This window comes from Protofrankia sp. Cas3 (assembly GCF_963555955.1).
Taxonomy (GTDB): Bacteria; Actinomycetota; Actinomycetes; order Frankiales; family Frankiaceae; genus Protofrankia.
Genome location: NZ_CAUVXP010000197.1, coordinates 1 through 8,950, shown reverse-complemented (window position 1 = coordinate 8,950; position 8,950 = coordinate 1). Strand labels below are relative to the sequence as shown.

Genomic DNA, 8,950 nt, shown 5'->3' with positions numbered 1-8,950 from the left:
TGGCGCCGGGCAGCTCGTCGCGTCGACCAACGGTGCGGGGCAGACCTTGCGGTTCACCCGCGACCTGCTCGGGAACGTGACCGAGAAACGGGGCGACGATGCGGTGAGCACGTTTGCCTACGACGCCGTCGGCCGGGTCGTGCGCGCTACCAACTCCGATGCGGACTGTGTGTTCGAGCGGGATCCTCTCGGCCGGGTGCTGGCCGAGACCTGCAACGGTCGGACGGTGTCCTCGACGTTCGACGGGCTGGGCCGGCGGGTGCGGCGGGTGACGCCGTCCGGGGCGGAGAGCGTCTGGGAGTATGACCCGAACGATCTGCCGCTGTCGCTGCACACCGCCGGTCGAACCCTGCGCTTCGCCCACGACGACGCCGGCCGGGAAATCGAGCGCAGCCTCGATACCGGGGTGGTGCTGGCGCAGGCGTGGGATGCCAACCACCAGCTGCTGTCGCAGACCGTGACCGCGCAGACGGTGACCACGGGTGGGTCGGGGACCGTCCGGCAGGCGCAGGTGCTGCAGCGTCGGGACTACTCCTACAGCCGGGATGGGTATGTCACCGAGATCGATGACATGCTCGCCGGCCTGCGCCGATTCGACCTTGACCCGGTGCGGCGGGTCACCGCGGTCCACGGGGCGGATTGGTCCGAGCGGTACGTCTACGACGCGGCGGGCAACATCACCGACGCGTCCTGGCCGGTGCCCGCCCCGTCCCCACCCGCCCAGCCGAACGGCCGGGACGGGGGGGACCATGCGGCGCAGGGCGGTCGGGAGTACGCGGGCACGCTGATCCGCCGTGCCGGCCGCGTCCGCTACGAGCATGACGGCCAGGGCCGGGTGACGCTGCGCCAGCAGAAGCGACTGTCGGGCAAGCCGCGGACCTGGCGCTACAGCTGGGATGCCGACGATCGGCTGACCGGTGTGACCACGCCGGACGGCCGGCGCTGGCGTTACCGGTACGACCCGTTCGGTCGGCGGATCGCCAAGCAGCGCCTCGCCGGCGAGGGCACCGGCGATGATCGTGGAGTGGTCGAACGGGTCGTGTTCGCCTGGGACGGCATGCTGCTCGCCGAGCAGCAGCACGTCTCCGGGGAGGATCCGGCACCGCGGGTCACCACCTGGGACTGGGAGCCGGGCGGTTTCCGTCCGCTCACCCAGTCCGAACGCCGCCGGTCCGTCCGCTCCGGGTCCCTTCATGGAAACGATGCGGGATCCGCCTATGGCGATGCCGGCCGGGACGTCGACGAAGGCCCAGATGATCTCGACCAGGAGTGGTTCGACGCCCGGTTTTATGCCATCGTCTCCGATCTGGTCGGCACGCCCACTGAACTCGTCGACCCCGACGGCGAGCTCGCCTGGCGGGCCCGGACCACGCTGTGGGGCGCCGGCCCACCGCCCACCGGCGAGGACGACGTCGACTGCCCGCTGCGCTTCCCCGGCCAGTATCACGATCCCGAAACCGGCGCCCACTACAACGTCCACCGTTACTACGACCCCGAGACCGCCCGTTACGAATCCACCGACCCCCTCGGCCTCGCTCCCGCCCCCAACTCCCACACCTACGTCCCCAACCCCTTGGGTTGGCTCGACCCTTTCGGCCTCGCCCCGTACCCTGTTGGTTCTAATAGGACTATTGATCCGAGCGCAGTCCGCTTCTCTCAAGATTCCGTGGGGGCGACGTTCAAGAACGGGAATTCAATCGAGGAGACTGCTGCCAGAATCCAGTCTGGAGACATCGATCCAAAAGACTTCCCGCCGATCCGACTCGTGGAGCGAGACGGAAATCTGTATACTCTTGATAATCGAAGGCTTGTAACCTTTCAGAAATCTGGCATGCTAGAAGTGCCCTACCTGATGGCGACATCTGCAGAAGAGGCAAATGAGGCCTGGAAATTCACGAATAAAACTGGTGGAGATTCTATTCTGATTCGAGGAACTGGAGAGGTGTGGCGTCGATGAGGCCGGAAGATGCCCAGGCTGTAACGTCACGGGCGGACCTTGTCCAATACTTGATCGGCCTCGCCGATCGGGTTCGTGATGGTCGCATGCCGGTAGAGAACTCGTCTTCGTTGGAATTCATTGAGGCTGCAGGGTACTGGATACAGGCACTAGACGGTTTCTTTTCAAATCGGGGCGAAGATGTGCCGGACGCGCCGTCTTGGGAACTGATTGCTATGATCTTCTCGGCTGCGTTGGTGTATGAATAATGGGCTCTACCGACCTCATCGTGGTCGACCCACGACGCGGCGCTGCCCGCCGATTCTCCGAGCATAGTGGTCATCGACGAGTTGCCCTGGTTGATCGACGCCGACCCGACGCTGGAAGGGACGTTGCAGACGGCATGGGACACGCTGCTCGCGCGCAAGCCGGTTCTGCTGGTGCTCATCGGTTCGGATCTGGCCATGATGGAACGTCTGGACGACTACCGGCGTCCGTATCGCGGTCACCAACATCAGGGTGGTGCGCTAGTGAGTGAACACAAACTGGATACTGTGATGATCGGTATCGATGACGCTATCGATGCGTTCCGTGACCTGAACGAATTCGTTGTCGCACTGGACCGTATAGGATCCCGGATTGAGGGCGGGGGCCGGGACCCTGCGCTGCTCTTCGGATACGTGGTCGAGCATGACATGGGCCGTCGCTTGGCTCACCTGAGGCGAGTGGTCGGCGATGCGCTCGAAGCTGCCATCGGCGACGAGGAAGTGGACAGAATCGGAGAGGAATCCTATAAGTTCACCGAAGATTGATCATGGCTAGGTTCGGGTATCGGCTGCTTCCTCTCCAAGCGAAAGAGGTCGACTATTTAGACCCCCTGCCTTTGGAGATGGTGATCGGCGTTTGCTTGTTGTTAGGTACGGTTTTTGGCCGGATATGCGTACCTGACGACAAACTCGCGTCGATCTTGTCGGCGGGCGGTACCCGCTGATGCGCGCCATCGGCTGTCGGCGAAGGGTCGATAGTCGTCATGTAGTCCGGTACGGCGACGCCGCCGTTCGGCTATCCGCTTCTCGGCGTCGATTTTTCTACTGTCTTGTTTTGGTTAGTGTCGAGATCATGTAATATTTGCTGCGGCCAATGGAGATCGTTGAAATGCAGAGTATCAATTCTGTTCCCAGTGGGGCATGTCTGCACAGGTCCGCACCGTCTCGGCTGATCGGCTCACCGGTCGTGACCCGATCTGCCGGCTGCGCGCCGCACAGATAGGCGAGGTGCGTGCCGTGCCGGCCTAGATGATCGACATCTGAAACGATGTGCGGAACGTAAGTGGGGATTGCCACTCCGTGCAGGGTTGGTCGATGAGGAGCGACGGTAACTCCATCGGGTTGAACTACAGTCGACTGGAGTTCGAGCGGGAGGAGTGTCGGGTGGCTGCGAGCGGGTTCGTCGGTCGGGCAGCGGAGCTTGCCCGGTTGGACGCTTTGCTGGCGCGGGTGGGGGACGCCCGGCGTGACCTTCCCGGGGTGGCGGTGCTGCTGCGGGGGCGGCGCCGGGTCGGCAAGTCACGGCTGGTTCAGGTGTTCTGCGAGCGAGCCGGCGTCCCGTCGGTGTTCTTTCAGGCGAGCCAGGGCGCTGATCCGGCGGCAGAACGGGTTGCCTTCGCCGCAGCCGTGGGCGAATCGGAGCTTCCGGGCCGGGACCTGTTTGCCGACGATACGGTGCTGCCGACCTGGACGGCGGTGTTCCGCCAGCTCGCTGCGGCGCTGCCCGCCGACTCCCCGAGCATCGTGGTCATCGACGAGTTGCCCTGGCTGATCGACGCCGACCCTGCCCTGGAAGGGACGTTGCAGACGGCGTGGGACACGATGCTCGCACGCAAGCCGGTGCTCTTCGTGCTCATCGGTTCGGATCTGGCCATGATGGAACGTCTGGACGACTACCGGCGTCCGTTCCACCAGCGCGGGACGGTGATGGTGTTGCCCGCGCTGAACCCCGCCGAGGTCGGTTCCATGCTCGATCTGCCGGCGGCTGAGGCGATCGACGCGTATCTTGTCACCGGTGGGTTGCCGTTGATCTGTCAGGAATGGCGCCCAGGGGAGTCCGTCGAGAACTTTCTCGGCGAATCGCTGGCCGATCCGACCGCCGCGCTGCTGGTTTCGGGTGAACGCTCGCTCGCCGCCGAGTTCCCCGGTTATCTCCAGGCCCGGGCCGTGCTTACCGCGATCGGTAACGGCGAACGTACGTGGAGCGGTGTTCGCGCGGCAATGTCCGCCGGGGTCGAGCCGATGGCTGCCAGCTCACTGACCAACGCCCTACGTCTGCTCGAAGCCAAACGGGTGATCGCTGTCGATACTCCGTTGTCGGTCAAACCCGCCGAGAAGGACCGTCGTTATCGGGTGGCCGACCCGTACCTGCGTTTCTTTCTGGCGTTCGTCGAAGCGGGGCTGCCTCTGGTCGAACGTGGACGCGCTGACCTGCTGCTACGCAGAGTTCGACGCTCCTGGACCACCTGGCGCGGCCGTGCCGTCGAGCCGGTGATCCGGGAGGCGCTGCTGCGTATCGCACCGGAACTCGGATGGTCCGAGGTGGAAGCTGTCGGCGGGTGGTGGAACCGGCAGAACAATCCCGAGATCGACCTGGTCGGTGCCGACCGCCAGGGCGCCGCCACCCGGATATTGTTCACCGGCAGTATCAAATGGCAGATCGCGAAGCCGTTTGACCAACATGACCATTCCGCACTGGTGCGGGATACGGCGGCGGTACCGGGGGCCGGTTCGGCCACCGAGTTGCTCGCAGTCAGTCGGAACGGTGTCGCCGCCGACCTGCCGATCCGGACGGTGGGCCCGGATGATCTGATCGCGGCCTGGCGTGCTTGACTGGTCCAGATGATCGATTTCTGAATCGGGCTCTCGGAGCGAGACCCTTCCTCGGAGGCGATGATCGGCGTTTGTTTGTCGTCAGGTACGGTTTTCGGCCGGATAGGCGTACCTGACGACAAACTCGCGCCGATCTTGTTGACGGACGATATCCGTTCTCAGCGCAGGTGGTCCTGCCAGTCGGCGGGCACCCGCCCGGCCGGGCCGGGCGTCGGTTGGCCCAGTGGGTGATGCTCGGGCGGCGCCAGCGGCGGCCCGTCGTAGAACTGTTCGGTCTGGTAGTCCCAGAACCAGGTCTCGCCTGGCTCGAAGCTGCGGATCAGCGGATGGCCGGTTGTGGCCGCGTGCGCGCTCGCGTGCTGGGAGGGGGAGGAGTCGCAGCAGCCGATGTGGCCGCATCGGGCGCAGCGACGCAGATGGAACCACCATCCGGGGCCGTTGCCGGCGGTGCATTCGGCGCATCCCGTTCCGCTCGGTGTCGCGGACGGATCGATCGTGGTCACCTCAGTCATGCGGCTCACCTCGCTCTTGCGGCTCGCTCGGTCATACGGTCGCTTCATCGGCTGGCTGGGCAGGCAGCCGCACCCGGAAGCGGGTGTCACCGGGCACTGACTCCACTGACAGGTCGCCGTGGTGTTTGGTGACCACGATGCGCCAGGAGATGTCCAGGCCCAGACCGGTGCCCTCGCCCACCGGTTTGGTGGTGAAGAACGGTTCGAAGATCCGGTCACGGATCTCCGGTGCCACGCCCGCCCCGGTGTCCGCGATCTCGATCACCAGGTGGTCCTGGCTGGATGTCGTGCGCACGGTCAACGTGCCGGCGCCGTCCATGGCGGCGACCGCGTTGTCGATCAGATTTGTCCAGACCTGGTTGAGTTCGGCGGCATAGGCGGGGATCTTCGGTAGCGTCCGGTCGTAGTCCCTGACAACGGTGATGCGCTCGCCGATCGTGCCGGCGAGCATGACCAGGGTGCTGTCCAGCAGCTCGTGGACGTCGACCCGCTGGTAGGGCGCGCGGTCCAGCTGGGAGTACTGCTTGGCGGCGGTCACCAGGGTCGAGATCCGAGTCGTGGAGTCCTCGATCTCGTTCACGAGTAGCTCGGTTTCGACCGTGTAGTTGAGCCACCGGACGGCACCTTCGAGTATCGCGCCGGGGACGCTGGCCGCGACCTGGTCCAGCCAGGGCAGGTCGAGACCGGCCTGGACGAAGGTCGGGGCGAGATCCCACCCGCCGGCGATGCCGTGTTCGTCGAGCCAGTCGGTGACCGCATCCTCCCTGTCGCCGACCTCCAGCGGAGTCAGAACGGGCGCCTTCGCGACCCGCTCCACCGCCTCCTCCTGCAGCCGGATCAGGGTTTCCAGGGCGGCCCGGTCGTAGGGTCCCGAGGCGATCAGGCCGAGTTTGTGCCGCATCCCGGCGACCCGCTCCCGCAACGCCGACGTGGCCCGTACCGCGGCGGCGGCCGGATTGTTCAGCTCATGGGTGAGCCCGGCGGACAGGGAGCCCAACGCCAGCAGCCGTTCCCGCTGACCGACCGCCTGCTGGGTGGTCCGCATGCCGAGGAACAACCCCTCCAGCATGTGCACGGCCATCGGGAACCATTCGTGCATCAGCCGCGCCAGCGCATCCGCCGGGAGCACGAAGAAACGCGACGGCTCGCTGACCCGCAACGAGGCGCTGTAGACCTGCGGCACACGGTCGCCCAGGTAGGCCTGAAAGGCGCCCGCGTACACGCCGCGCTGGGATGTGCGGTTGATTTCCACGTCGTCGGCACCGATCCGCCGTGACATCACCAGCGCGCCCTCGATGAGCACGTAGAAGCAGGTGGCAGGCTCGCCTTCGGTGAAGACCTGTCCTGGTCCGATGGACTCGGCGCGTCCTTGCGCGCACAGCCAGGCCAACTGGTCCTCGGTGAGTTTCTCGAACAGGAACAGCGTGCGGAGCTCGTCCGGGCTGCACGCCGTCGAGGTGGCCGAGGTGGCCGAGGTGGCTGAGGTGGCCGGAGGTGCGGTGGTGCTCTGCGCCGGGTCGGTCATCGTTTGTCCAGATATCGGTGGACCAGGGTGATGGCCATAGCACCCTCACCGACCGCGGACGCGACTCGCTTCACCGACTCGGCCCGCGCGTCGCCGGCCACGAAGACACCCGGAACGCTGGTCTCCAGGTGGTACGGATCCCGGTCCAGGGGCCATCCGCGGGGTCGTTGTCCGTCGACCACGAGGTCAGGGCCGGCTATCACGAATCCGCGGCCGTCGCGGACGATCACGCCGTCCAACCAGTCGGTGCGCGGCGCCGCCCCGATGAAGACGAACAGCCACTGCGCATCGACCGTCTCCGTCGCACCGGTCGCATTGTCACGGAGCGTCAGCTGCTCCAGGTGTTGCGTGCCATGGCCTGCGACGACCTCGGTGCAGGGCCGTACCGAGATCGCCGGGATGCCGGCGATCTGCTCGATGAGGTAGTGGGACATGGACGCTTCCAGCGACGGGCCGCGGACGAGCATGACCACCGAGCGGGCGTGCCGGGCGAAGTACACCGCCGCCTGCCCGGCGGAGTTCGCCCCGCCGACGATGTAGACCTCCTGCCCGGCGCAGCCGGACGCCTCGGTCAGCGCGGAGCCGTAGAACACGCCGCGGCCGGTCAGCGTCTCCAGCCCGGGAGCCGCCAGCTGCCGGTAGGACACGCCGGTCGCCAGGATGACCGTGTGGGCGTCGATCTGTCCACTGTCGGCGAAGTGCACCGTCCGCGCCGAGCCGTTGGCCTCCAGGCCGATGACATCACGGGCGGTGAGTACCTCGGCGCCGAATTTGGTTGCCTGTCGGCGGGCACGGTCGGTGAGCTGCGCCCCGGAGACTCCGTCGGGGAAGCCGAGATAGTTCTCGATCCGTGAGCTCTGTCCGGCCTGGCCACCGGTTGCGGTCCGCTCGACCAGCACGGTCCGCAGCCCTTCGGATGCGCCGTACACGGCCGCGCCCAGGCCCGCCGGACCCCCGCCGATGACGATCACGTCGTAGAAGTCGGCGGCCGGCGCGGTGCTGAGCCCGACCCGGTTGGCGAGTTCGGAATCGGTGGGCTCCACCAGTGCCTCGCCGCTTTCGGTGATCACAACCGGGAGGGTGACGCCGTCCGCTCCGGCCGCGGCCAGCAGCCGCTCGCCTTCCGGCTCGTCGGCGAGGTACCACCGGTAGGGCACCTGGTTGCGGGCGAGGAAATCGCGGACCTCGTGCGACCGTGCCGACCAGCGGTGGCCGACGACCTTGGTCTCCGGCACGGGCCGATGGTCCGTGGTGCGCCAGGCGTCGAGCAGGGCGTCCACGACCGGGTAGAGCTTCTCCTCCGGCGGATCCCACGGCTTGAGCAGGTAGTGGTCCAGATCGACGACGTTGATGGCGTCGATCGCGGCATCGGTGTCGGCGTACGCGGTCAGCAGCACCCGCCGGGCCGTGGGGAACAGGTCCATCGCCTGTTCGAGGAACTCGATGCCGTTCATCCGCGGCATGCGGTAGTCGGCCAGAATCACCGCGACCTGGTCGCCGCGCAGCTTCAGCTCACGCATGGCGTCCAGCGCCTGCTCGCCCGACTCGGCTCGGATGATCCGGTGGTTCTCACCGTAGCGCCGTCGCAGGTCGCGGCTGACCGCACGGGAGACGCTCTGGTCATCGTCGACGGTGATCAGTACCGCACGCACGGCCGAACGGGGCGCCGTCATGGTTAACCAGTCAAGCACGTGCGGCCCCTCCCTGGCAGGTCGCCGCGGCAACGACAATCCTCTGTCGGGGTTACCGGAACCTCAGCGACCGCCCAGACCGGTCTCCTCCAGGTCCAGGTCGCGTTGCAGGCGTCGACGTGTCGTATCGCTGACCTGGTGGGCGTCATACAGGCGGCGTAGCTCGGCGCTCTGCACGGCGATCACCTCGCGGCGCAGCTCGCGGTATACCTGGAGGAGGGTCCTGCCCGGCTGGTCGTCGTTGTGCTCGGTGGGTTGCTCCAGGCGTGCGTGGAGGTTGCGGCGCACGCGGTCGATGGCCGCCTCCGGGACGGTATCCAGCCCGGTGAGGTCGTCGAGGTGGGTGAGTCCGGCGTGGATGAGCCGGTCGCGGGCACGGGTTTCCTCCCGGGCGGTGTGCTCGGGTT

Annotated in this window: 6 protein-coding genes and 1 pseudogene; 3 read left to right on the top strand and 4 right to left on the bottom strand. The window is 66.6% G+C overall.

What is annotated here, in order from left to right; genetic code table 11:
* The 3 genes from U9983_RS24535 to U9983_RS24525 form a co-directional block, all read left to right on the top strand.
* The coding region (locus tag U9983_RS24535; protein ID WP_322756280.1) for an RHS repeat-associated core domain-containing protein at window positions 1-1,957 on the top strand (1,957 nt) is incomplete at its 5' end.
* Between the two features lie 314 nt (window positions 1,958-2,271).
* The gene (locus U9983_RS24530; RefSeq protein WP_322756279.1) at window positions 2,272-2,748 is read left to right on the top strand and encodes a hypothetical protein; all 477 of its coding nucleotides are present in this window, start codon (window positions 2,272-2,274) and stop codon (window positions 2,746-2,748) included.
* Between the two features lie 549 nt (window positions 2,749-3,297).
* Entirely contained in the window at window positions 3,298-4,815 is a 1,518-nt protein-coding gene (locus tag U9983_RS24525) for an ATP-binding protein (protein ID WP_322756278.1), read from the top strand.
* Between the two features lie 158 nt (window positions 4,816-4,973).
* On the opposite strand, the gene U9983_RS24520 is transcribed toward U9983_RS24525, so the two are convergent.
* The 4 genes and pseudogenes from U9983_RS24520 to U9983_RS24505 all read right to left on the bottom strand — a co-directional run.
* Window positions 4,974-5,327, bottom strand: a complete 354-nt coding sequence (locus tag U9983_RS24520; RefSeq protein ID WP_322756277.1) for a UBP-type zinc finger domain-containing protein — start codon at window positions 5,325-5,327, stop codon at window positions 4,974-4,976.
* A gap of 31 nt (window positions 5,328-5,358) precedes the next feature.
* Window positions 5,359-6,852 carry an ATP-binding protein gene (locus U9983_RS24515; protein ID WP_322756276.1) on the bottom strand — a complete coding sequence of 498 codons (1,494 nt, stop codon included), beginning with the start codon at window positions 6,850-6,852 and terminating at the stop codon, window positions 5,359-5,361.
* The gene (locus tag U9983_RS24510) at window positions 6,849-8,525 is read right to left on the bottom strand and encodes an FAD-dependent oxidoreductase (RefSeq protein ID WP_322756281.1); all 1,677 of its coding nucleotides are present in this window, start codon (window positions 8,523-8,525) and stop codon (window positions 6,849-6,851) included. Before U9983_RS24510 ends, U9983_RS24515 begins: the two co-directional genes overlap by 4 nt.
* 81 nt (window positions 8,526-8,606) lie before the next feature.
* Window positions 8,607-8,950 (bottom strand): annotated as a pseudogene (locus U9983_RS24505) (Na+/H+ antiporter); the annotation flags it as partial.